Source organism: Streptomyces sp. NPDC008163 (assembly GCF_042956885.1).
Taxonomy (GTDB): Bacteria; Actinomycetota; Actinomycetes; order Streptomycetales; family Streptomycetaceae; genus Streptomyces; species Streptomyces drozdowiczii_A.
In genome coordinates this window covers 196201-216955 of sequence record NZ_JBIBHG010000004.1, presented here as the reverse complement: position 1 = coordinate 216955, position 20755 = coordinate 196201, and the positions used below count along the sequence as shown (strand labels likewise).

Here is a 20755-nt window from a genome sequence, read left to right as displayed (position 1 = left end):
CGGATCACGTTCTGCGCTGGGGTGTTTAATCACTATGAATCCGCTCACTCCCGTCGAAGCCGCCGACCGGAACAGGATTGATTCCATGGGGAGTTGGTAAAGGAGCCTGCGCATCCGGCTGCACCGGCTCCCGCTCCCGGAGTACCCTTCCTTGATCGTTGGTGGGGGAGTGGAAGGCGGTGCGTGGGTGAGCTCGGGAGGGTTCGAGCTGCCCCCGGGTGACGCGGGTCACGAGGGGGACGTGGCCGAGGTCCCGCCCGGGGCGGTATCGCTGGCACAGCCCCTGGAGATCGGTGCGGAGCTGGACTGGGACGCCGATGCCTGGAGCGAGGTGCGCACCCGCGCCCAGCGGGCCGGGCGCGCCTATATCTGGCTGAATCTGGTCGAACAGCGGCTGCGCGCCGTCGTCGCGGCGGTGCTCCGGCCGATCTACGAGCCCGTCCACGGCGAGGACTGGGTGGTGGCCGCCGCCGGGCCCGCCGGACAGGAGTGGGTGCAGCGCGCGGTCGCCGTGCGCGAGGTCTCCCGCCGCAAGGGCTATCTGCTCGACCCGGCCGACGACAACGTCCTCAGCTTCCTCACGCTGCCCCAGCTCCGCGAGCTGATGGTCCAGCACTGGCCTTGTTTCGAGCCGTACTTCGACGACCGCCGCGATGTCGAACTGGCGCTCGACGAGCTGGAGGTCGCGCGCAATGTCGTCTCCCGCAACCGCGCGCTGAACGAGGCGGTGCTCGCCCAGGCGGAGCGGGCCTCCGCCCGGCTCCTGGAGATGCTGGGCAGCGGGGCGGGGGTGCCCTCCGCGGACCGGCTCCCGGTCGACGCGGTCGAGGAGCTGGTCGGCGACCGGTACGCGGACGTGGTCTCCGTCCACTCCGACCGGGTGCGCCTCCAGCGCCAGCTGCCCGCCGAGGACCTGTTCGGCGGTGCCCGCCGGCTCGACGCGATCGGCATCGGGCTCAACCTGCTGGTGCAGAACTTCTCCGGACGCCGCCTCATCCGGCTCGCCGAGTCGGGCTGCCGGATCCGGCTGCTCTTCATCAACCCGGCCAGCAGCGCGGTCAAGCGCCGCGAGCGGGAGCTCGGCCTGAAGAAGGGCGAGCTGAGCCGGTCCGTCGAGATGAACATCCTGCACATCCGCCGGGTGCGCGCCAAGCTCCGCGACCCGGACGCCTTCCAGATCCACGTCTTCGACGAGACCCCGCGCTTCACGGCCTACCTGGTGGACGGCGACGGCGCCGACGCGGTGGGGGTCGTCCAGACCTATCTGCGCCGGGCGCGCGGCATGGAGGCGCCGGTGCTGGTGCTGCGCGGCGGCGGGCGTGCGGTGGTGCGGGCGGGGCAGGGATACGAGCACGGGCTGTTCGAGACGTACCGCGAGGAGTTCGAGTCGGTGTGGACGGACTCCCGGCCGGTCTCCTGAGCGGCGTTGTCAGTGGCCCGTGCGAGGGTGGTCGTCATTCGGGGGAGCACCATGAAGGAGGTACGGGATGAGCTGGCACCGGCACGCGCTGGTCGGCTTCGATCTGGAGACGACGGGGACGGACCCGCTGGAGGCCCGGATCGTCACGGCCGCGGTGATCGCGGTGGACGACCGGGACGGTGAGCCGACCGCCCGGCACACCTGGCTGGCCGACCCGGGCATCCGTATCCCCGCCCAGGCGTCCGCGATCCACGGCATCAGCAGCGAGCGGGCGGCGGCGGAGGGCCGTCCCGTCCACGAGGTGGCCGACGAGATCGCCGACACGCTGGCAGGCTACTGGCGCCGGGGCGTCCCGGTCGTCGCGTACAACGCCGCGTTCGACCTGACGCTGCTCACCGCGGAGTTGCACCGCCACGGGCTGCCCCCGCTCGCCGACCGGCTGGACGGGGCGCCCGTCGGCCCCGTCATCGACCCGTACACCATCGACCGCGCGGTCGACCGCTACCGCAAGGGCAAGCGGAACCTGGAGGCGGTCTGCGTCGAGTACGGCGTGGTGCACGGGGGCGCGCACGACGCGGCGGCGGACGCGCTGGCCGCGGTGCGCGTGGCCTACGCGATAGCCGCCCGCCACCGGGCCGTGGCGGAACTCGCACCGGCCGCCCTGCACGACCGCCAGATCACCTGGCACGCGGAGTGGGCCGCGGACTTCCAGAACTTCCTCCGCCGCAAGGGCACGCCGGACGCGGTGGTGGACGGCCAGTGGCCGGTCCGGGAGCCGGTCCGCACGACCGCCTGACCGCGGACGCCCCGCCCGCCCACGTGTGTCCTCAATCGCCGGACGGGCTTTGATGTGGCCGTCCTCATGGCGAGGTCAATCGCTGGACCTGCTTGGGTTTTCGCCCGGATCCCGGCTGCGGGAAGAAGACGGCGGCGGCAAAGTCAAGCCCGTCCGGCGATTGAGGACACACGCTGGTCCGGCGCGCCGGACACCCGAGCCGGCTCAGAACGGGTACCACCGCACCGAAGGGTCACCGTCCCGCAGGGACGCCACCCGGCGACGGAACTCCGCGAGAGCGGCACCGTTCGAGGGCGCATGCTGTGCCACCCACGCACAGCTCGCCGTCTCCCGCGCCCCCCGCAACACCCCGCACCCGTCCCACTCCCGCACGTCCCACCCGTACGCCCCGGTGAACGCGTCGTACGCGTCCGCCGCCAGCCCGTACCGGTCGCGGGACAGCGCGAGGACCACCAGATCGTGTTCGCGCAGATCGGAGGAGAAGGTCTCCAGGTCCACCAGGACCGGCCCGTCCGGCCCGACATGTACGTTGCGCGCCAGCGCGTCCCCGTGGATCGGTCCCGGCGGCAGATGCGGGACCAGCGCCGCGGCCGCCGCCGCGAACCCGTCCCGCCGCTCGCGCAGATACGCCGCGTCGGCCGGATCGATCGAGTCGCCCGCCAGCCGCAGCCACCGCTCGACGCCGCCCAGCAGCTCCCGGCGCGGCAGCGCGAAGTCCTCCGGCGCGGGCAGCGCGTGGACGGCGGTCAGCAGCGGAGCCAGATCGCGCGGCTCGGCGGGCCGCACCGCGTCGGGCAGCCGGTGCCACACGGTCACCGGATGACCGCCGACCAGCCGCGCCCCGTCCTCGGCGGCCCGCACGGCGGGGACGCCGGACGCCGCGAGCCACCGGGCGACGGCCACCTCGCGCTCGGCCCGTTCCAGCAGCTCGGGGTGGCTCACGGCGTCCCGGCCGACCTTGATCACGAGGCCGTCTGCCGTGAACACCGCGTTCTCGCCGAGCGCCAGCAGCTCCGCGCCTCCCGCGAACCCGGCGGCGGCCAGCACCTCGCGCGCTTCCATCTCGTTCATGGTCCGATTTTCGCATCCGTGCAGGTTGCCTTGACGAACCGGCGGGCCGTCAGCACGATGACGGAGGCCACCTGAGCGGCCGGAACGGCAAGTAGCCGGTCGAACGACGCAAAGGGGGCGTAAGCATGACATTGGCGAGTGCAACCGTGGGTTCCGGACGGCACGGCCCGCCCGGCAAGCGCACCGGGAAGCACCCCGACGGGCGGCTCGACCGGGGTGCGGGCACCTGGTTCCTGGTGCTCCCCGCCCTGGTCCCGATCCTGGTCCTGAGCGTCGGCCCGCTGCTCTACGGCATCGCGCTCGCCTTCACCGACGCCCAGTCCGGCCGCACCCGCGCCACGCAGTGGACCGGCACGCTGAACTTCCAGGACCTGCTGCACGACGGCCTGTTCTGGGAGTCGTTCCGGATCGGCCTGGTGTGGGCGGTCGGCGTCACCTTCCCGCAGTTCGTGCTGGCCCTCGGCCTGGCGCTGCTGCTCAACGAGAACCTGCGGATGCGCTGGCTGGCCCGGGCCCTGGCGATCATCCCGTGGGCGATGCCCGAGGTCGTCGTCGGCATCATGTGGCGCCTCGTCTACAACCCGGACGCCGGCATCCTCAACGAGACCATCCGCGATCTGGGCCTCGGGGACGGCCGGGACTGGCTCACCGGTCTCGCGACCGCACTGCCCGCCGTGATCGTCGTCGGCGTCTGGTCCGGGATGCCGCAGACCACGGTCGCCCTGCTGGCCGGGCTCCAGAACACCCCGCACGAGCTCCACGAGGCCGCCGCGCTGGACGGGGCGGGTGCCTGGCGCCGGTTCCGCACGGTGACCTGGCCCGCCATCAGACCGGTCGCCCTCTCCATCACCGCGCTCAACTTCATCTGGAACTTCAACTCCTTCGCCCTGGTCTACGTCCTGACCAACGGCGGACCCGGCGGCCGCACCCGGCTGCCGATGCTCTTCGCGTACGAGGAGGCTTTCCGCTACGGCCAGTTCGGCTACGCCGCCGCGATGGGCTGCGTCATGGTCGCGGTGATCTCCGTGATCCTCGCCGTGTATCTCGCCGGGCGGCTCAGGGGAGGCGACGACCGATGAGCATGCGTACCAAGCGGTCCGTGCGCGCCGGGCAGTACGTGGCGCTGCTGTGCTATCTGGTCTTCCTCGCGTTCCCCTTCCTGTGGCTGATCTCCACGGCCTTCAAGCCCGCGCCGGAACTCGGCTCCCTGCACCCGACCTGGATCCCGCGGCACCCGACGCTGGACAACTTCCGGCAGGCCTTCGACGAGCAGCCGCTGCTGCGGGCCACCGCCAACTCGCTGATCGCCGCGGTCTCGGCCGGGCTGATCGCCGTGCTCATCGCGACCCCGATGGCCTATGTGATGGCCCGCCACCGCAACCGCCTCGCCACGGCCGCCACCGGCTGGGTGGTGGTCAGCCAGGCGTTCCCCTTCGTCCTGCTGATCATTCCGCTCTTCCTGGTCCTGAAGAACCTGCACCTGATCAACACCCTCTGGGGGCTGATCCTGGTCTACGTGGTGTGGGCGCTGCCCTTCGCGCTGTGGATGCTCGTCGGTTACGTCAGGGCCGTGCCGCGCGAGCTGGAGGAGGCGGCGGCGGTCGACGGGGCCGGGCGGCTGCGCACGCTGGTCTCCGTCACCGCCCCGCTGCTGGCCCCGGGAATCGTCGCCACGGCCCTCTTCGCGTTCATCACCGCGTGGAACGAGTTCTTCTTCGCGCTCGTCCTCCTCAAGACCCCGGAGAAGCAGACCTTGCCGGTCGTACTGACGCACTTCCTCGGCGCCGAGGGCGCCAGCGACCTCGGGCCGCTCGCCGCCGCCGCGTTCCTCGCCACCCTCCCCTCGCTCGTGCTGTTCGCGGTGATCCAGCGCCGGATCACCGGCGGCATGCTGGCCGGGGCGGTGAAGAGCTGATGCGCGCGCTGGTACGCAACGCTGCCGCGGCGGCCACCGCGCTCGCCCTGCTGCTCACCGGCTGCGGCGGGGGCGACGACGGCGGGGCGGACGGTCGGATCACCCTCCGCTTCCAGTCGCTGGCCTGGCAGAAGGAGTCCGTCGACATCAACAAGCAGCTGGTGAAGGAGTGGAACGCGGCCCATCCCGACATCCGGGTCAAGTACGTCCAGGGCAGCTGGGACAGCGTCCACGACCAGCTCCTCACCTCCTTCGAGGGCGGCGAGGCGCCCGACATCATCCACGACGCGTCCGACGACCTCGCCGACTTCGCCTACGGGGGCTACCTCGCCGACCTCCGCCCCCTCCTGCCGAAGGGGCTGACCGAGGGCATCCCGCGCAACAGCTGGGAGACGGCCACCTTCGACGGCGGGGTCTACGGCGTGCCCTTCCTCCAGGAGCCCCGGGTCCTGATCGCCAACACCAAGATCCTCAAGGCGTCCGGGGTCCGCATCCCCACCCCCGAGCAGCCGTGGAGCTGGACGGAATTCCGGCAGGTGACCGAGGAGCTGACCGGCAAGGGCCGTTACGGGGTCGCCTGGCCGCTCAAGGAGCCGGTCTCCGTCACCCTCAACCTGGGCCTCTCGGCGGGCGGCGAACTCTTCCACCGGGGCGCCGACGGCAAGGTGACCGTCGCGATGGGGGAGGGCGACCAGGTCGTCCCCGGCACCATCCACGACCAGGTCAACACCGACCACAGCGCCGCCCGCACCGCGCTCGGCATGGGCGGCGGCGACACCCTGCCCGGCTTCTTCGGCGGCAAGTACGCGATGGTGCCGCTCGGTTTCTCCTACCGCCAGCAGATCGTGGAGCAGGCGCCCAAGGGCTTCGAGTGGACGGTGCTGCCCGCTCCGGCGGGACGGGACGGGACGGCGCAGGGGGTGAGCCCGCAGACCCTGTCCGTCGCGGAGGACAGCCCGCACAAGAAGGAGGCGGTGGAGTTCATCGGCTTCCTGCTCAGGTCCGCCAACATGGTGCGCCTGGCCAAGGGGGACTGGATGCTGCCCACCGGTACCGAGGCGCTGGCCGACCCCTCGCTGCACACCGCGGACCGGGGCTGGGCGACCGGCGCCGCGCTCGCCGGGTCGCTGCGGTCCGCCCCGGCCCAGTCGGTGCGCGGCTACCCCGAGTGGAAGGACAAGGTGGCGACGCCCGCGCTCCAGGAGTACTACAGCGGAGCGATCGACGCGGCCGAGCTGAAGAAGCGTCTGGTGACCGACGGCAACCGGGTCCTGGCCCGCTACCAGCGCTGAACACGAAGGTCCCTCCTCCCGGTGTCCGGGAGGAGGGACCGCGTGAAGCAGGCGGTCAGACGCCGACCCGCTCCGGCTCCTCGCCGCCGCGCGCCGGTGCGGACGCGGCCGGCTCGTCCTCGTACGACTCGTCGTGCGTCATGTCCGGCAGCCACCCCAGCCACGTCGGGAAGTACCAGTTGCGGTCGCCCAGCAGGGCCATCACGGCCGGGAGCGACACCCCGCGGATGATCGTCGCGTCGATCAGCACCGCCGCCGCCAGGCTGATGCCCATCTGCCGCCCGCCCGGGCCGCGACGCCCCGCACCCGCGGCCCTCGCTCCGCATCCACGTTCCCCATGACGGGCCCGCCCCCTCGTGACCGGCACCGGCCCACCGCCGCCGCCTCCCGATTCGAAGGCAGGGGCGGCATAAAGCCAGTTCGTCATGGTCTCCGGCGAGCCGGCAACGGCCGCTCTCCGCCCTGGGGGCGGGGCGTGCCCCCGAGAAGGGGCATCGAAGCCCCTTGCACGTAAAGGTGATCGGCGTATCGAGGGGCTCCTGCGACCTTCCTGTGACGAAAAGTTGGCGAGTGCGGCGGAGCTGTAGGGAGGTCTTGATCTGCGCGCGTCAATCGGTCAGGGTTTCGAGCCAGCCCCCGGAGATTTTCCGGCCGGGGGCCAATCCCCCCACAAAGAATGACGAGGAGACCCCTCTTCATGGCCATTCACAAGCGCGCACGCCGGTTCAAGCTGACCGCCTCCATCACCGCGGTCGCGGCCGCCGCCGGCGTCACCCTGCTGGGCACCCCGTTCGCCGGAGCGACACCCGCTCCGGCCATGGGCAAGGTCTACGGCGCCGACGCGGCGACCGCGGTCTCCGGCAGCTACATCGTGATGCTGGACCAGAAGGCGGACAAGGCCGAACTCGCCAAGGAGTACGGCGGAAAGCTGAAGCGCAACTACAGCTCCGCCATCAACGGCTTCTCCGCCAGCGGCCTTTCGCAGACCGAGGCCAAGCGGCTCGCCGCCGACCCGGCCGTCTCCAAGGTCGTACAGAACAAGAAGTTCCACATCGACGCCACCCAGGACAACCCGCCGTCCTGGGGCCTGGACCGCATCGACCAGACGGAGACCGCGGGCGACAACGCGTACACCTACCCGGACAGCGCGGGCGAGGGCGTCACCGCGTACGTCATCGACACCGGGGTCCGCACCACCCATGAGGAGTTCGGCGGCCGCGCCAGCTCCGGCTTCGACGCCGTCGACAACGACGACAGCGCCGACGACGGCAACGGCCACGGCACCCACGTCGCCGGCACCATAGCCGGGTCGACCTACGGCGTCGCCAAGAAGGCGAAGATCGTCGCCGTCCGCGTCCTGGACGACTCCGGCTCCGGCACCACGGAGCAGGTCGTCGCCGGCATCGACTGGGTCACCGAGCACCACGAGGGCCCGTCCGTCGCCAACATGAGCCTGGGGGGCGGCGCCGACGAGGCGCTCGACGCGGCCGTGAAGAAGGCCATCGCCTCCGGTGTCACCTTCGCGGTCGCCGCCGGCAACGAGTCCAGCGACGCCGGCGAGGGCTCCCCGTCCCGCGTCCCCGAGGCCATCACCGTCGCCTCGTCCACCGTGGACGACGAGCAGTCGTCGTTCTCCAACTACGGCTCGGTCGTGGACATCTACGCACCGGGCTCCGACATCACCTCCTCCTGGAACGACAGCGACACCGGCTCCAACACCATCTCCGGTACGTCGATGGCCACCCCGCACGTCGTCGGCGCCGCCGCCGTCTACCTGGCCGGGCACCCGGACGCCACCCCGGACGAGGTCGCCACGGCCCTCACCGACGGGGCGACCCCGGACGCCATCAGCAACGCCACCGAGGGAACGGCGAACAAGCTCCTGAAGATCGTCGAGTAACAGCTCCACCCACCGGCGGCCACCGCGCTCTCCCCCACGGGGCGCGGCGGCCGCCCGGTCCGCCCTCGTCGACCTACGCTTGCCCTATGACAACCGTTGCGGGCGGGAGGCGGGCATGACCGGACCGGCGCCGGGTGTGGCCGCGGCCATCGAGGGGGAGCTCCGGCTCCTGGACCCCCTGGTCCGGGCGTCCGCCGACCTCCTCGACCAGGTGCTGCACCCCGACTACCGCGAGGTGGACACCACCGGCCGCCACTGGGACCGGGACACCATCATCGACCTGCTCGTCTCGGGGCAGGCTCCGGGGCCCGGCCGGCTCACCGCCTCACTCATGCGGGGCGTGCACCTCGCCGACGGGCTCGTCCACCTCACCTTCGACACGGAGGCCAGGAACAAGCGCGCCCACCGCAGTTCGCTCTGGCGGCTCACCCGGGCCGGCTGGCTCCTCTACTACCACCAGGCCACGCCCTTCGAGGCCGCGCCCGACCGCTGAGCGTCCGGCATCAGCCCCGGACCGCCCGCCGTGCCCGGGCCGCCCACCGGCCGTCCGTCCGGCTGATCAGGACCGGGTGGCCGAAGCACTCGCTGACCAGGTCCGTGGTCAGCACCTCGTCCGCCCCGCCCGAGGCCAGGCACCGCCCGCCGCGCAGCAGCATCGCGTGCGTGGTGGAGGCGGGCAGCTCCTCCAGATGATGGGTGACCAGTACGGTCGCCAGCTCCGGATGCTCCTCGCGCAACGCGTCCAGGCTGTCGAGCAGTTGTTCCCGGGCGGCCAGGTCAAGACCGGTCGCCGGCTCGTCGAGCAGCAGCAGCCGGGGCTGCGGCATCAGGGCCCGGGCGATCAGCGTACGGCCGCGCTCGCCCTGGGACAGCGACGGCCAGCGCGAGCCCGTCTTGCCGCCCATGCCCAGCATCTTCAGCAGCCGCTCCGCCCGCTCCCGCTGCCCCGGCCCCGGAGACCAGCGCGGCACCGGCTCGACCGAGTTCGTCAGCCCGGTCAGCACCACCTCGCTCACCGTCAGCGGGGATCGCAGCGGATGGCGCGGATTGACATGGCCGAGCAGCGTGCGCAGCTCCCGGAGGTCCACCCGTCCCAGCGTGCGGCCCAGCACCTCGACCGAACCCCGCGTCGGATGCGTGACCGCCCCGAGCAGCCCGAGCAGGGTGCTCTTGCCCGCCCCGTTCGCCCCGAGCAGCGCCCAGTGCTCCCCGCCGCGCACGGTGAGCGAGACCGCGTCCAGCAGGACGTTCCCGTCGCGTACGAGAGAGACCTCGTCGGCCCGGATGACCGGAACCGGGGCCGTGCCGGCGGAGAGGGACAGGGGTGCGGTGGTGGTCACGTGCGGCTGCTCCTTCGTACGGGCGCGAGCGCTCATCCGCGCACCGGAAAGCCTATCCGTGCCCCGTACACCCGACTCGTCCGGCACCTGTCGCCTTTCTTCAATACCGGCCGGCCGCGTGTCCGTAGGTTGGGGAGCATGAAGACCGAGCACGCCCATATGACCGAATGCGCCGCCGAGGCCGCCCGTGTGGCCCGGGGCGTCACCGCCGCACAACTGGAGGCGAATGCCACCCCCTGTGGGGACTGGGACACCCGCACCCTCGTCAACCACTGGGTCCTGTACACCTCGCACGGCATGGAGCACCGAGCCCGGCGCACCGAACTCCCCGAGGAGCTGATCGCCCGCGACTTCACCGCCGACGCCGACTGGGCCGAGCGGTACGCCGCCCAGCTCGACCGGGCCGTCGCCGCCTGGTCCGACCCCGCCGTCTGGGAGGGCACCATCGGCGAGGGCGACTCCGCGTCCCCGGCCGCCGACACCGCCGCGATGCTCATCGAGGAGATCGCACTGCACGGCTGGGACGTGGCCCGCGCCACCGGCCAGGAGTTCCGGCTCTCCGACGAGGCCGCCGGATACGTCCTGGCCACCGTCGAGAAGACCGCCGCGCTCTACCGTCAGTACGAGGGGTTCACCGACGAGGTGGACGCCCCCGGTGCCACCGGGTTCACCCGCGCGCTGGCCCTGAGCGGGCGCGACCCGCAGTGGACCGCGTCCTGAGAATGGCCCAGGCGGACGGGTGCCGAATGGCCCGGGGGAGTGTGCCACCGGCTGGCTAGGCTCGCCCCATGACCACTCACTCCGCCCCGGAACCGGGCCGGCCCGCAGAGCCCGTACGGGTCGACTTCTACTTCGACCCGGCCTGCCCGTTCGCCTGGATCACCTCCCGCTGGATGCTGGAGGTGGAGCAGCACCGCGACATCGAGCTGCGCTTCCATGTGATGAGCCTCTATCTGCACAACATGGGCAACGAACTCCCCGAGTGGTACCGCGATCTGGTCGACCGTTCGATCGGACCCGTCCGGGTCGCCGCCGCCGCGGCCGAGGAGCGGGGCGGCCAGGTCCTGCGCGACCTCTACACCGCCCTCGGCAGCCGCATCCACCAGCAGAAGAACGAGGACTTCGACCAGGTCGTCGCCGAGGCCCTGGCCGAGCTGGACCTGCCCGCGCACCTCGCGGAGGCCGCGCACAGCGAGGCGTACGACGAGGTCGTGCGGCGCAGCCACGAGGCCGGCCGGGACCCGGAGGCGGGCGGCTACGTCGGCACGCCCACGATCCACGTCGACGGGACAGTGTGGTTCGGGCCGGTGCTGCGGGCGATCCCGCGCGGCGAGGAGGCGGCCCAACTGTTCGACAGCTTCAGGGTACTCGCCGGCCACGCCGACTTCTTCGAGCTCAAGCGCACCCGTACGGGCGGCATCGACGTCGGCTGACCCGGGTGCGGACCCGGGTGCGGGCGCGCCGCCCGGGTCAGGCGCTGACCGCGACCGGCCGCGACGCGAGCGCGTTCGCCTCGTCGTACCGGTCGAGCAGCAGCCGGGCCAGCTCCGGGGCCGGCCCCAGCACCTCGGCCAGCACGTCCGCGCCGGCCTCGGCCGCCCCCGCCGCGATGCGGTCCGGGAGGCGGCCGGGCGCGATCACGTACGGGGCGACGGCCACGCGGCGCGCGCCCCCGGCCCGCAGGGCCCGGACCGCGTCCTCGGTCCGGGGAAGAGATGCGGAGGCGAACGCAGGCCGCACGGAACACCAACCGGTGTGCCGCAGCTCCCGCGCGATTTCAGCGATCACTGCGATCGCCTCCGGGTCCGACGAGCCCGCCGAGGCCAGGACGAGCCCGGTCGAGCTTCGGTCGCCGGGGCGCACCCCGGCCTCGTACAGCCGCCGTTCCAGCGCGGCGTTCAGCAGCGGCGACGGGCCGAGCACCTCGGCCTGCCGGACCCGCAGCCGGGGCAGCGCCGCGCGGGCCTCGCGCAACACCGCCGGGATGTCCGACTTGGCATGGAACGCCCGGGTGAGCAGCAGCGGCAGCGCCACCACCTCGGACGCGCCCTCGGCGGCCAGCCGCTCCAGGAGCCTGGGCACCGAGGGCGCGTTGAAGTCCAGGAACCCCGTTTCCACGCGCAGCCCGGGCCGCAGCTCCCGTACCCGCGCGGTCAGCGCGTGCACGGTCGCGGCGTGCCGCGGGTCGCGGCTGCCGTGGGCGATGACGAGGAGGACCGGAGAGGACATGGAAGGCTCAGTTCTTGACGAGGAGACCGCGGCTGCGCAGCACCCACCGCTCCAGCGGGCTGAAGATGACCAGGTCGATGGCGATGCCGACGATCAGGATCAGGAAGATGGCGAGGAAGATCCCCGGCATGTCCGCGTTGTTGCGGCCGTTCTCCAGCAACTGGCCGAGCCCGAGGCCGAGGTCCGGCGACGAGGCGATGATCTCGGCGGCCATCAGCGAACGCCAGGAGAAAGCCCAGCCCTGCTTGAGGCCCGCCAGATAGCCGGGCAGAGCCGCTGGCATGACGATCAGCCAGGTCCCGCGCAACCCGGTCGCGCCGAGCGTGCGGCCCGCCCGCAGGAAGAGCGGAGGCACCTGGTCGACGCCCGAGACGAGCCCGTTGGCGATCGAGGGCACCGCACCGAGCAGGATGACCGCGAACATCATCGAGTCGTTCAGCCCGAGCCAGATCACCGCCGGCGCCACCCAGGCCACCGAGGGCAGCGACTGCAGCCCGGAAAGGATCGGACCGATCGCGGCCCGGACGAACTTCACCCGGGCCACCAGCAGGCCCAGCGGCGTACCGATCGCGACCGACAGCAGGAAGCCGAGCAGACCGCGCGAGATGCTGGTCCACACCACATCGAGCAGGGTGCCCCGGAGCCACATGTCGCGGGCGCTGTCCCAGACGGCGGACGGCGCGGGCAGCTTGTAGTCCTCGGTCACCCCGCCCCAGACGAGCAGCTGCCAGACGACCAGGACCAGGGCCACCGCGATGAGCGGGGGCAGGACCTTGCGCAGCAGGACCTCGCGCACCGGGGTGCGCTGCACCTGCACCGCGTCCAGGGCGTCCAGACCGGCTTCGAGCCCGGCCAGGTCGTCCGGCTTCCCGCCGGACCCCGCCTCGTCCGACTTGATGTCAGTGCTGGCCATGACGGCGGATCTCCCCACGCAGTTGTTCGGTGATCTCGACGGACAGTTCCGCGACGGCGGTGTCCTCGATACGGCGCGGCTGCTCGATGTCGACCGTCCACTCACGGGCGATCCGGCCGGGGCGGGACGAGAGCAGCACCACGCGCTCGGCGAGGCGGACGGCCTCGCGCACGTTGTGTGTGACGAAGAGGACCGAGACGTTGGTCTCGCGCCAGATCCGGGTCAGCTCGTCGTGCAGCACATCGCGGGTGATGGCGTCTAGCGCCGCGAACGGCTCGTCCATCAGCAGCAGTTGGCTGTCCTGGGCGAGCGCGCGGGCCATCGCCACGCGCTGCCGCATGCCGCCGGACAGCTCGTGCACCCGCTTGCCGTACGCGCCGCCGAGCCGGACCAGCTCCAGCAGCCGTTCCGCCTCGGCGCGGCGCTGCGCCTTCGGTACCCCGCGCAGGCGCAGGGCCAGTTCGATGTTCTTGCCCGCGGTCAGCCACGGGAAGAGGGCGTGCTCCTGGAACATCAGCGCGGGCCGGCCGCCGGGGGTCTCGATGCTGCCCCCGGTCGGCCGGTCGAGGCCGGCCACCAGGTTGAGCAGCGTGGACTTGCCGCACCCGGAGGCTCCCAGGAGGGTGACGAACTCGCCCGGGGCGACATCGAGACTGATGTCGTCCAGGACCAGCTGCGTTCCCGCGGGCCCGGCGAAGGACTTCGAGACATGCGCGATACGGGCGGCGTGCCCGACCGAGACACGGTCCTCGGCCTTGGTGAGGGTGTTCGCCATGGTCGTCACCTCCTGGGAGTCTTCGGGCGGCTGGTTACTTGACGCCGAGACCGGCGTCGTCGGCCTCGGGCTTGCCCGCGGCCTTGAGGATCTTGTTGAGCGGCTTCAGGTCGTAGATGCCCTTGAGGTCGGGCTGCTCCAGCAGACCGGCCTTGACCGCGTGCCGGGCCTGGGCGTCGAGCGTCGCGGCCAGCGGGTCGTCGGTGATCTGGATCGACTTCCAGGCGGGGTCGATGACCTCGGCCGGCAGCTCCTTGCCGGTGAGCTTCTTCAGCGCGGCGTTGGCGGAAGTCTTCGCCTTGTCCGGGTTGGCGTTGATCCAGGCGTTGGTCTTCACCGAGCCGCGCAGGACCGCCTCGACGACGTCCGGGTGCTCCTTCAGGAACTTCTGCGACACGATGATGTTGGTGATCACGAACTTGTCGTCCGGCCACAGCGTCGACTCGTCCAGCAGTTCCTTCGCTCCCTCGGCGACCAGCTTGGAGGCGGTCGGCTCGGGGACCCAGGCGCCGTCGATGGAACCGGAGCGGTAGGCGTCGGGCGTCACCTTGTTGTCCGTACGGACGACGGAGACGTCACCCTTGCCGCTCTGGGCGTCGACCTTCCAGCCCTTCTCGGAGATCCAGTTGAGGAACGCCACGTCCTGGGTGTTGCCGAGCTGCGGGGTGGCGATCTTCTTGCCCTTGAGGTCGTCCAGGGTCTTGATCTTCTTCGGGTTCACGACGAGCTTGACGCCGCCGGACGCGGAGCCGCCGATGATCCGCAGGTTCTGGCCCTTGGACTTGGTGTAGCCGTTGATGGACGGCGAGGGGCCGATGAAGCCGATGTCGATCGAGTCGGCGTTCAGCGCCTCGATCTCGGACGGGCCGGCGTTGAAGGTGGAGGTCTTGAGCTGGGTGCCGCCCAGCTCCTTCTGGAACAGACCCTCCTGGTCGCCCACGAGCGCGGTGGCGTGCGTGAGGTTCGGGAAGTACCCGATGCGCACGGTGTCCACGGAGAGCTTCTTGCCGCTGGCCGCGTTGACCTTCTTGCTGTCGTCCGTCGACTCGGAGCCGTAGCCGCAGGCGGTCAGGGCCAAGGCCAGCAGGGGCAGGGCGGCGACGGCGGCGAGGGTGCGGCGCGGCGTGGTACGGGGGGCAGGCACGGGAGGTCTTCCTCTCGGAGGCCCGGTGCTCACACCCCTCGTGCGTGCGGGGGCGCGGCCGGGCAGTCGGCAGGTCTTCGTCGGTGCGGGCGGTGCGTGCGGAGCTGTTGGTGCTGCCGGGCGCGCATGCGGTGCGCGTACGTCATCGCGCACATCGCCCGACTCCGCCCTGGCCGCTGCCCAGCGCGCCGCTGCCGACGCGGCCGCCCTCCTTCGCGAAGGTCGAGAAGACGTCGATGCCCATCAGAAGTCCCACTCCGCGTCGTCGTCCGCGGCCGGCGCTTCCTCGGCGGCGGCGAACGAGGCGCCCGCCATGCCCGCCGAGAGGGTGGTGCCGTCCGCCGGGTCGATCAGCAGGAAGGAACCGGTGCGGCGCGAGTCGGCGTACGCGTCGAGCGCCAGCGGCTCGGCGGTCCGGACCACGACCCGCCCGATGTCGTTGGCGACCAGCTTGCCCGGGGCCGGGTGCTGCGAGAGGTCGTCCAGGGTCAGCCGCGAGGGGATGTCCTTGACGATGGCCTTGACCGTGCGCGTGGTGTGCTTGAGGAGCACCCGCCGGCCCACGGTGAGCGGTTCGTCCGCGACGTGGCAGACGGTCGCCTCGACGTCCTGGGTGACGGCGGGCGCGTCGCCCACCGGCGCGATGAGGTCGCCGCGCGAGACGTCGATGTCGTCCGCCAGGCGCAGGGTCACCGACTGGGGCGCCCAGGCGATGTCCACCGGCTCGCCGAGCAGGTCGATGCCCTCGATCGTGGAGGTGCGGCCCGAGGGCAGCACGGTCACGGACTCGCCGACCCGGAACACACCGGCGGCGATCTGGCCCGCGTAGCCCCGGTAGTCGGGGTGCTCCGCGGTCTGCGGCCGGATCACGTACTGGACCGGGAAGCGGGCGTGGCAGCCGGTCAGGTCGTGGCTGACCGGGACGGTCTCCAGGTGCTCCAGCACCGTCGGGCCGCCGTACCAGTCCATGTGGGCGGACGGCTCCACGACGTTGTCGCCGGCCAGCGCGGAGATCGGGATCGCGGTGATCTCGGGGACCCCGAGGGACGCCGCGTACGCGGTGAACTCCTCGGCTATCGCGGCGAACACCGGCTCCGCGTACTCCACCAGGTCCATCTTGTTCACGGCCAGCACCACGTGCGGGACGCGCAGCAGGGCGGCGACGGCGGCGTGCCTGCGGGTCTGCTCGACCACCCCGTTGCGGGCGTCGACCAGGACCACGGCCAGCTCGGCCGTGGAGGCGCCGGTGACCATGTTGCGGGTGTACTGCACATGGCCCGGGGTGTCGGCCAGGATGAACCGGCGGCGGGGCGTGGCGAAGTAGCGGTAGGCGACGTCGATGGTGATGCCCTGCTCGCGCTCGGCGCGCAGCCCGTCGGTCAGCAGCGCCAGGTCCGGCGCCTCCTGGCCCCGGTTGCGCGAGGCGTGCTCGACGGCCTCCAGCTGGTCGGTGAGGACCGACTTGGAGTCGTGCAGCAGGCGTCCCACGAGGGTGGACTTGCCGTCGTCGACGGACCCGGCGGTGGCGAAGCGCAGCAGGGTGGTGGCGCTCAACTGCTCGGCTGTAGTGGTCATTTAGAAGTACCCCTCGCGCTTACGGTCTTCCATCGCGGCCTCGGACATCTTGTCGTCGGCGCGGGTCGCGCCCCGCTCGGTGAGCCGGGAGGCGGCGATCTCGGTGATCACGGCGTCCAGCGTGACGGCGTCGGAGTCGACGGCCCCGGTGCAGGACATGTCACCGACCGTGCGGTAGCGCACCTGCCGGGTCTCCGTCTTCTCGTGCTCCTTCGGCCCGCCCCAGTCGCCCGCGGTCAGCCACATGCCGTTGCGGTTGAACACCTCGCGCTCGTGGGCGAAGTAGATCTCCGGCAGCTCGATGCCCTCGCGCTCGATGTACTGCCAGACGTCCAGCTCGGTCCAGTTGGAGATCGGGAAGACCCGGACGTGCTCGCCGGGCGCGTGCCGGCCGTTGTACAGCTGCCACAGCTCGGGGCGCTGGCGGCGCGGGTCCCACTGGGAGAACTCGTCGCGCAGCGAGAAGACCCGCTCCTTGGCGCGCGCCTTCTCCTCGTCGCGCCGGCCGCCGCCGAACACCGCGTCGAAGCGGTGCTGCTGGATGGCCTCGGTGAGCGGCACGGTCTGGAGCGGGTTGCGGGTGCCGTCGGGGCGCTCGCGGAGCTTGCCGGCGTCGATGTACTCCTGCACGGACGCGACGTGCAGCCGCAGCCCGTGCTCGGCGACCACGCGGTCGCGATAGGCCAGCACCTCGGGGAAGTTGTGCCCGGTGTCCACGTGCAGCAGGGCGAAGGGCACCGGCGCCGGCGCGAACGCCTTGAGCGCCAGGTGCAGCATCAGGATCGAGTCCTTGCCGCCCGAGAACAGGATCACCGGCCGCTCGAACTCGCCCGCCACCTCGCGGAAGATGTGGACCGCCTCGGACTCCAGCGAGTCCAGGTGGCTCAGCGCGTACGGATGGTCGGTGCCCTCATGCACAGTCGCGACGGTCGTCATGCCGCACCCCTTTCGCTCAGCAGCGCGTACAGCTCCGCCGCGGACTCCTGCACGGTCTGGCGGTGCGACTCGATCCGCAGATCGGGTGATTCGGGCGCCTCGTAGGGGTCGTCCACCCCGGTGAGCCCGCTGATCTCGCCCGCCGCCTGCTTGGCGTAAAGCCCCTTCACATCGCGCTCCGAGCACACCTCGACCGGAGTGGCGACGTGCACCTCCAGATACGCGGTGCCCTCGGCCTGGTGTCGCTTGCGGACGGCGTCCCTGCTGTCCGCGTACGGGGCGATGACCGGGACCAGCACCTTGACGCCGTTGGCCGCCAGCAGCTCGGCGACGAAGCCGATCCGCTGCACGTTGGTGTGCCGGTCCTCGCGCGAGAAGCCGAGGCCCGCCGAGAGGAACTCGCGGATCTCGTCGCCGTCGAGCACCTCCACGCGGTGGCCCTCGGCGCGCAGCCGCCCGGCGAGTTCATAGGCGATGGTGGTCTTGCCGGCGCTCGGCAGACCGGTCAGCCAGACGGTGGCCCCCGTCTCCGTCACGCTCATCGAAGTCTCCTGATCAGTCGTCATCAGCCGTGCAGCCCGCACTCGGTCTTGCCGCGCCCGGCCCAGCGGCCGGCCCGGGCGTCCTCGCCCTCCAGTACCCGGCGGGTGCAGGGTGCGCAGCCCACGGAGGCGTAGCCGTCCATCAGCAACGGGTTGGTGAGCACCCCGTGCTCGGCGACGTAGGCGTCCACGTCGTCCTGGGTCCAGCGGGCGATCGGCGAGACCTTCACCTTCCGGCGCTTCTCGTCCCAGCCGACCACCGGGGTGTTCGCCCGGGTCGGGGACTCGTCGCGGCGCAGCCCGGTCGCCCAGGCGGCGTAGCCGGTCAGGCCCTCTTCCAGGGGCTTGACCTTGCGCAGCTTGCAGCAGAGGTCGGGGTCGCGGTCGTGCAGCTTCGGCCCGTACTCGGCGTCCTGCTCGGCGACCGTCTGCCGCGGGGTCAGCGTGATCACGTTGACGTCCATCACGGCGTCGACCGCGTCCCGGGTCCCGATGGTCTCCTCGAAGTGGTAGCCGGTGTCGAGGAACACCACGTCGACGCCGGGCATCACCCGGGAGGCGAGGTGGGCGACGACCGCGTCCTCCATGGAGGAGGTGACACAGAACCGGGGGCCGAAGGTGTCGGCGGCCCACTTCAGGATGTCGAGCGCGGAGGAGTCCTCCAGCTCGCGCCCGGCCCGCTCGGCGAGCTCCCGCAGCTCCCCGTCGGTGAGCGTGTCGATGTTTTGAGTGACCGTCATATCCCGTCCCCTCCAACGTTGTCGGGCGTCAGTCCCCGGCTCAGCAGGCCCAGGAACTTCAGCTGGAACGCCCGATTGCAGGAGGCGCATTCCCACGCCCCGTGCCCGGCCTCGTGCGGGCGCAGGTCCTCGTCGCCGCAGTACGGGCAGTGGAAGGGGGCGGCGCGCTCGCTCATGACAGCGACTCCGCACTGGCGCGGGCCGCCCAGGTCGCGAAGCGCTCGTCGGCCTCGCGCTCCTCCTGGTACCGGCCGAGCACCCGCTCGACATAGTCGGGCAGTTCGGCCGAGGTGACCTTCAGGCCGCGCACCTTGCGGCCGAAGCCGGCGTCCAGGCCGAGGGCGCCGCCCAGGTGGACCTGGTAGCCCTCCACCTGCTCGCCGTTCTCGTCCAGGACGAGCTGGCCCTTGAGGCCGATGTCCGCGGTCTGGATGCGGGCGCAGGCGTTGGGGCAGCCGTTGATGTTGATGGTCAGGGGCTCGTCGAAGTCGGGGAGCCTGCGCTCCAGTTCCTCGATGAGGGAGGCGCCGCGCGCCTTCGTCTCGACGATCGCCAGCTTGCAGTACTCGATGCCGGTGCAGGCCATCGTGCCGCGCCGGAAGGTGGAGGGCTTCACCTGGAAACCGAGCGCCTCCAGACCGGCGGACAGCGACTCGACCCGGTCCTGCTCGACGTCGAGGATGATCATCTTCTGCTCGACGGTGGTCCGGACCCGGCCGGAGCCGTGCTCCTCGGCCAGCTCCGCGATCTTGGCGAGCGTGGAGCCGTCGACCCGGCCGACCCGGGGGGCGAAGCCGACGTAGAAGCGGCCGTCCTGCTGCTGGTGGACGCCGACGTGGTCGCGCCACCTGCTGCTCGGTTCCGCCGGGGCGGGGCCGTCGAGCAGCGGGCGCTTCAGGTACTCGTCCTCCAGGATCTGGCGGAACTTCGCCGGACCCCAGTCGGCCATCAGGAACTTCAGCCGAGCCCGGTTGCGCAGCCGCCGGTAGCCGTAGTCGCGGAAGATGCCGACGACGCCCGCCCAGACGTCCGGCACCTCGTCCAACGGCACCCAGGTGCCGAGGCGTTCGGCCAGCCGGGGGTTGGTCGAGAGCCCGCCGCCGACCCAGAGGTCGAAGCCCGGGCCGTGTTCGGGGTGTTCGACGCCGACGAAGGCGATGTCGTTGATCTCGTGGACGACGTCCTGGACCGGGGACCCGGAGATCGCGGTCTTGAACTTGCGCGGCAGGTTGGAGAATTCGGGGCTGCCGATGTAGCGGGAGTGGATCTCCTCGACCGCCGGGCTGCCGTCGATGATCTCGTCGGCCGCGATGCCCGCCACGGGCGAACCGATGATGACGCGGGGGCAGTCGCCGCACGCCTCGGTGGTGGAGAGCCCCACGGCCTCCAGCTTCTGCCAGATCGCCGGGACGTCCTCGATCCGGATCCAGTGCATCTGGACGTTCTGCCGGTCGGTGATGTCCGCGCTGCCCCGCGCGTACTCCTGAGAGATCTCGCCGATGACGCGCAGCTGCTGAGTGGTCAGCTTCCCGCCGTCGATGCGGACCCGCATCATGAAGTACTTGTCCTCCAGCTCCTCCGGCTCCAGCACTGCGGTCTTGCCACCGTCGATACCGGCCTTGCGCTGGGTGTAGAGCCCCCACCAACGCATGCGCCCACGAAGGTCGTTGGGGTCGATCGAGTCGAATCCACGCTTGGAGTAGATCGTCTCAATACGTGTCCGCACGTTGAGACTGTCGTCGTCCTTCTTGAACTGCTCATTGCCGTTGAGGGGGGTGTAGTGCCCCATCGCCCACTGACCCTCGCCGCGGTGGCGGCCCACCTTGCGGCGGGGCGCGGCGGGCGCAGGCTTTTCCGGGGTTGCGGCCATGACAGTACGTCCTTCGGGACTGCGGGAGGGCGGCTCTGAACTGCACACTCGCGTGAGGCGCGGCGGTGCGCAGGGTTTGCAGAGAAAGAAAGAGATCGCGGCGGTGCTGGGACTCTCAGCTCGCCGGACAGATGGCGCTGGACATGCGGCCGAGGTCGACGTGGCGTCGACTCACCAAGGCAATTCCAGTTCCGGACATGACGGAAGCGTGTCATGGGGATCTCGCGGCAGTCCACCACTATCCATGATGTGGACGGCGTGGTCCCGTCTAGTGAGACGATGTGGCGCCCGTCACGT

Annotated in this window: 22 protein-coding genes and 1 pseudogene; 9 read left to right on the top strand and 14 right to left on the bottom strand. The window is 71.4% G+C overall.

The features are described 5' to 3' along the window. The first annotated feature begins 187 nt into the window (after positions 1-187). Both ACFZAT_RS11480 and ACFZAT_RS11475 read left to right on the top strand, forming a co-directional pair. Positions 188-1420 carry an SAV2148 family HEPN domain-containing protein gene (locus tag ACFZAT_RS11480; protein ID WP_391263131.1) on the top strand — a complete coding sequence of 411 codons (1233 nt, stop codon included), beginning with the start codon at positions 188-190 and terminating at the stop codon, positions 1418-1420. A gap of 67 nt (positions 1421-1487) precedes the next feature. Beyond that, positions 1488-2216 carry an exonuclease domain-containing protein gene (locus ACFZAT_RS11475; RefSeq protein ID WP_391263129.1) on the top strand — a complete coding sequence of 243 codons (729 nt, stop codon included), beginning with the start codon at positions 1488-1490 and terminating at the stop codon, positions 2214-2216. 204 nt (positions 2217-2420) lie between these two features. On the opposite strand, the gene ACFZAT_RS11470 is transcribed toward ACFZAT_RS11475, so the two are convergent. Next, entirely contained in the window at positions 2421-3287 is an 867-nt protein-coding gene (locus tag ACFZAT_RS11470; protein ID WP_391263127.1) for a phosphotransferase, read from the bottom strand. Between the two features lie 125 nt (positions 3288-3412). Here ACFZAT_RS11470 and ACFZAT_RS11465 point away from each other — a divergent pair, with 125 nt between their 5' ends. Genes ACFZAT_RS11465 through ACFZAT_RS11455 form a run of 3 tightly spaced genes read left to right on the top strand, consistent with a single transcriptional unit; the run spans position 3413 to position 6494 of the window. Then, entirely contained in the window at positions 3413-4366 is a 954-nt protein-coding gene (locus ACFZAT_RS11465; RefSeq protein WP_391263125.1) for an ABC transporter permease subunit, read from the top strand. After that, complete coding sequence (locus ACFZAT_RS11460; RefSeq protein ID WP_391263123.1) at positions 4363-5202, top strand: ABC transporter permease subunit; 840 nt, start codon at positions 4363-4365, stop codon at positions 5200-5202. The genes ACFZAT_RS11465 and ACFZAT_RS11460 overlap by 4 nt, the downstream gene beginning before the upstream one ends. Continuing rightward, positions 5202-6494 (top strand): extracellular solute-binding protein, encoded by a 1293-nt coding sequence (locus tag ACFZAT_RS11455; protein WP_391263121.1) that lies wholly within the window; start codon positions 5202-5204, stop codon positions 6492-6494. The genes ACFZAT_RS11460 and ACFZAT_RS11455 overlap by 1 nt, the downstream gene beginning before the upstream one ends. A gap of 55 nt (positions 6495-6549) precedes the next feature. Here the strand turns inward: ACFZAT_RS11455 and ACFZAT_RS11450 are convergent. After that, positions 6550-6774 (bottom strand): annotated as a pseudogene (locus tag ACFZAT_RS11450) (hypothetical protein); the annotation flags it as partial. A gap of 417 nt (positions 6775-7191) precedes the next feature. Between ACFZAT_RS11450 and ACFZAT_RS11445 the strand changes: the two are divergent. Together ACFZAT_RS11445 and ACFZAT_RS11440 are read left to right on the top strand one after the other, a co-directional pair. Then, positions 7192-8394 (top strand): S8 family serine peptidase, encoded by a 1203-nt coding sequence (locus ACFZAT_RS11445; protein WP_391263119.1) that lies wholly within the window; start codon positions 7192-7194, stop codon positions 8392-8394. Positions 8395-8509: 115 nt separating this feature from the next. After that, positions 8510-8887: a DUF4440 domain-containing protein gene (locus tag ACFZAT_RS11440; RefSeq protein WP_391263117.1), complete on the top strand. Its 378-nt coding sequence runs from the start codon at positions 8510-8512 to the stop codon at positions 8885-8887. A 10-nt stretch (positions 8888-8897) separates the two neighbouring features. Here ACFZAT_RS11440 and ACFZAT_RS11435 read toward each other — a convergent pair whose 3' ends face one another. Continuing rightward, on the bottom strand, positions 8898-9734 hold the full coding sequence (locus tag ACFZAT_RS11435; RefSeq protein WP_391263115.1) for an ATP-binding cassette domain-containing protein: 837 nt from the start codon (positions 9732-9734) through the stop codon (positions 8898-8900). 138 nt (positions 9735-9872) lie between these two features. On the opposite strand from ACFZAT_RS11435, the gene ACFZAT_RS11430 reads away from it, so the two are divergent. Next, complete coding sequence (locus ACFZAT_RS11430; protein ID WP_391263113.1) at positions 9873-10454, top strand: TIGR03086 family metal-binding protein; 582 nt, start codon at positions 9873-9875, stop codon at positions 10452-10454. Between the two features lie 68 nt (positions 10455-10522). After that, on the top strand, positions 10523-11167 hold the full coding sequence (locus ACFZAT_RS11425) for a DsbA family protein (RefSeq protein ID WP_391263111.1): 645 nt from the start codon (positions 10523-10525) through the stop codon (positions 11165-11167). 37 nt (positions 11168-11204) lie between these two features. Here ACFZAT_RS11425 and ACFZAT_RS11420 read toward each other — a convergent pair whose 3' ends face one another. The 11 genes from ACFZAT_RS11420 to ACFZAT_RS11370 all read right to left on the bottom strand — a co-directional run bounded on the left by ACFZAT_RS11420 (position 11205) and on the right by ACFZAT_RS11370 (position 20657). Then, a complete protein-coding gene (locus ACFZAT_RS11420) occupies positions 11205-11963 on the bottom strand; it encodes a CbiX/SirB N-terminal domain-containing protein (protein WP_391263109.1) in 759 nt (252 codons plus the stop codon). A gap of 7 nt (positions 11964-11970) precedes the next feature. Continuing rightward, positions 11971-12876 (bottom strand): ABC transporter permease subunit, encoded by a 906-nt coding sequence (locus tag ACFZAT_RS11415; RefSeq protein WP_391263108.1) that lies wholly within the window; start codon positions 12874-12876, stop codon positions 11971-11973. Beyond that, positions 12863-13651, bottom strand: coding sequence for an ATP-binding cassette domain-containing protein (locus ACFZAT_RS11410; RefSeq protein ID WP_391263106.1), 789 nt, complete (start codon positions 13649-13651; stop codon positions 12863-12865). The genes ACFZAT_RS11415 and ACFZAT_RS11410 overlap by 14 nt, the downstream gene beginning before the upstream one ends. 34 nt (positions 13652-13685) lie before the next feature. Continuing rightward, entirely contained in the window at positions 13686-14795 is a 1110-nt protein-coding gene (locus ACFZAT_RS11405; protein ID WP_391263104.1) for an aliphatic sulfonate ABC transporter substrate-binding protein, read from the bottom strand. A 243-nt stretch (positions 14796-15038) separates the two neighbouring features. Next, positions 15039-16370, bottom strand: a complete 1332-nt coding sequence (locus ACFZAT_RS11400) for a GTP-binding protein (protein WP_391263103.1) — start codon at positions 16368-16370, stop codon at positions 15039-15041. After that, positions 16371-17306, bottom strand: a complete 936-nt coding sequence (gene cysD, locus ACFZAT_RS11395; protein WP_391263101.1) for a sulfate adenylyltransferase subunit CysD — start codon at positions 17304-17306, stop codon at positions 16371-16373. After that, positions 17303-17848: an adenylyl-sulfate kinase gene (gene cysC, locus ACFZAT_RS11390; RefSeq protein ID WP_018100635.1), complete on the bottom strand. Its 546-nt coding sequence runs from the start codon at positions 17846-17848 to the stop codon at positions 17303-17305. The genes cysD and cysC overlap by 4 nt, the downstream gene beginning before the upstream one ends. 23 nt (positions 17849-17871) lie before the next feature. Then, positions 17872-18588: a phosphoadenylyl-sulfate reductase gene (locus tag ACFZAT_RS11385; RefSeq protein ID WP_391263099.1), complete on the bottom strand. Its 717-nt coding sequence runs from the start codon at positions 18586-18588 to the stop codon at positions 17872-17874. Continuing rightward, positions 18585-18764: an IS1 family transposase gene (locus tag ACFZAT_RS11380; protein ID WP_164399769.1), complete on the bottom strand. Its 180-nt coding sequence runs from the start codon at positions 18762-18764 to the stop codon at positions 18585-18587. The genes ACFZAT_RS11385 and ACFZAT_RS11380 overlap by 4 nt, the downstream gene beginning before the upstream one ends. Next, positions 18761-20458, bottom strand: coding sequence for a nitrite/sulfite reductase (locus tag ACFZAT_RS11375; RefSeq protein WP_391263096.1), 1698 nt, complete (start codon positions 20456-20458; stop codon positions 18761-18763). Before ACFZAT_RS11375 ends, ACFZAT_RS11380 begins: the two co-directional genes overlap by 4 nt. 115 nt (positions 20459-20573) lie before the next feature. Then, positions 20574-20657 carry a putative leader peptide gene (locus tag ACFZAT_RS11370; RefSeq protein ID WP_309486338.1) on the bottom strand — a complete coding sequence of 28 codons (84 nt, stop codon included), beginning with the start codon at positions 20655-20657 and terminating at the stop codon, positions 20574-20576. Positions 20658-20755: the final 98 nt, after the last annotated feature.

Coding starts and splice junctions, on each gene's coding strand:
- ACFZAT_RS11475 (WP_391263129.1), top strand. CDS start 1,488: ATGAGCTGGCACCGGCACGCGCTGGTCGGCTTCGATCTGGAGACGACG.
- ACFZAT_RS11470 (WP_391263127.1), bottom strand. CDS start 3,287: ATGAACGAGATGGAAGCGCGCGAGGTGCTGGCCGCCGCCGGGTTCGCG.
- ACFZAT_RS11465 (WP_391263125.1), top strand. CDS start 3,413: ATGACATTGGCGAGTGCAACCGTGGGTTCCGGACGGCACGGCCCGCCC.
- ACFZAT_RS11460 (WP_391263123.1), top strand. CDS start 4,363: ATGAGCATGCGTACCAAGCGGTCCGTGCGCGCCGGGCAGTACGTGGCG.
- ACFZAT_RS11455 (WP_391263121.1), top strand. CDS start 5,202: ATGCGCGCGCTGGTACGCAACGCTGCCGCGGCGGCCACCGCGCTCGCC.
- ACFZAT_RS11445 (WP_391263119.1), top strand. CDS start 7,192: ATGGCCATTCACAAGCGCGCACGCCGGTTCAAGCTGACCGCCTCCATC.
- ACFZAT_RS11440 (WP_391263117.1), top strand. CDS start 8,510: ATGACCGGACCGGCGCCGGGTGTGGCCGCGGCCATCGAGGGGGAGCTC.
- ACFZAT_RS11430 (WP_391263113.1), top strand. CDS start 9,873: ATGAAGACCGAGCACGCCCATATGACCGAATGCGCCGCCGAGGCCGCC.
- ACFZAT_RS11425 (WP_391263111.1), top strand. CDS start 10,523: ATGACCACTCACTCCGCCCCGGAACCGGGCCGGCCCGCAGAGCCCGTA.
- ACFZAT_RS11420 (WP_391263109.1), bottom strand. CDS start 11,963: ATGTCCTCTCCGGTCCTCCTCGTCATCGCCCACGGCAGCCGCGACCCG.
- ACFZAT_RS11415 (WP_391263108.1), bottom strand. CDS start 12,876: ATGGCCAGCACTGACATCAAGTCGGACGAGGCGGGGTCCGGCGGGAAG.
- ACFZAT_RS11410 (WP_391263106.1), bottom strand. CDS start 13,651: ATGGCGAACACCCTCACCAAGGCCGAGGACCGTGTCTCGGTCGGGCAC.
- ACFZAT_RS11400 (WP_391263103.1), bottom strand. CDS start 16,370: ATGACCACTACAGCCGAGCAGTTGAGCGCCACCACCCTGCTGCGCTTC.
- cysD (WP_391263101.1), bottom strand. CDS start 17,306: ATGACGACCGTCGCGACTGTGCATGAGGGCACCGACCATCCGTACGCG.
- cysC (WP_018100635.1), bottom strand. CDS start 17,848: ATGAGCGTGACGGAGACGGGGGCCACCGTCTGGCTGACCGGTCTGCCG.
- ACFZAT_RS11385 (WP_391263099.1), bottom strand. CDS start 18,588: ATGACGGTCACTCAAAACATCGACACGCTCACCGACGGGGAGCTGCGG.
- ACFZAT_RS11380 (WP_164399769.1), bottom strand. CDS start 18,764: ATGAGCGAGCGCGCCGCCCCCTTCCACTGCCCGTACTGCGGCGACGAG.
- ACFZAT_RS11375 (WP_391263096.1), bottom strand. CDS start 20,458: ATGGCCGCAACCCCGGAAAAGCCTGCGCCCGCCGCGCCCCGCCGCAAG.
- ACFZAT_RS11370 (WP_309486338.1), bottom strand. CDS start 20,657: ATGTCCGGAACTGGAATTGCCTTGGTGAGTCGACGCCACGTCGACCTC.